The 1,099-nt window shown below is 40.6% G+C and carries 1 protein-coding gene; it reads right to left on the bottom strand.

Annotation, left to right across the window (positions count from 1 at the left end):
• A partial coding sequence (locus tag GFJ36_RS29580) for a S8 family serine peptidase (protein ID WP_242015980.1) occupies positions 1-1,099 on the bottom strand: 1,099 nt, incomplete at both ends.

Below are 1,099 nucleotides of genomic sequence, written 5' to 3'. Positions count from 1 at the left end.
TTCCTGATCCCACCTCAAATACAGAACGCTCTTCTTTTAAGTCAACTGCGGTATTCATAAGTGCTTCTTTTACTTCAAATGGACTATAATTTGGATGTTCTTGTAAAATGAGTGCCGCTACCCCCGCAGTATGAGGAGTTGCCATAGATGTACCTGACATACGTCCATACGCTACCGGATAATTTTCTCCATCCTTTGGATCATTAATATATTCCGGAACGGTTGAGAAGATAGACACACCTGGTGCTACAATATCTGGCTTAATATCATCTGTTTTAGTTGCAGGACCACGGGAGCTGAAATCAGCTAAGTGATCTCCCTCTGTTTTTATATTACTAAGTTCCCCAAACGCTAACGACACATCTCCTTGTACAGCTTTTGCTTTTAATTTCTCACCATCTCCTTTTGTTAAGCGGAACGATGGAATAGATGAAGTACTTTCTCCAAGATAACTTGTAATTTCACCATCTACATTGTTATATACAATTACCGCCTTTGCACCTGCTTCCTTAGCATTTTTAATTTTTTCATCAAATGTAATCTCACCGCGTTGGATAAGAGCTAACTTCCCTTTTACATCTTTCCCTGTAAAATCACCTGATTTCCCAAGCCCTGCATATATAAACGATAAGGATTGACCTTTCAAATCTTCAATCTTATCAGTAAAACTTTTTCCAAGTAGCATCATCTTATCTACATGTACATCACCTGCATCGGCGGAAAACGTTGGAATAGTCATTGCAGCGTCACTGGCTCCAACTGTAATGGGAAGTGCTGCTGCACTAGGAGATCCAATGGTACCTTCTTCCGGACCACTATTACCAGCTGCTACTACTGTAATAACACCAGCCAACATCGCATTGTTCACTGCGACAGAAGTAGGATATAAAGGATCATTAATAGACGCACCTAATGATAAATTGATAACGTCCATATCGTCTTTCACTGCTTTATCAATCGCAGCAAGAATACCGCTTGTTTGTCCACTTCCATATGGACCTAATACGCGGTATGAATATAAATCTACATCTGGGGCTACGCCCTTCACTGCATAATCCACACTATTCTGTTTGTCTGCAGCAATTGTCCCAGCTACATG

This window comes from Bacillus sp. EE-W1 (assembly GCF_009760835.1).
In the GTDB taxonomy this organism is placed as follows: domain Bacteria; phylum Bacillota; class Bacilli; order Bacillales; family Bacillaceae_G; genus Bacillus_A; species Bacillus_A wiedmannii.
This window is presented reverse-complemented; position numbering and strand designations above follow the sequence as displayed.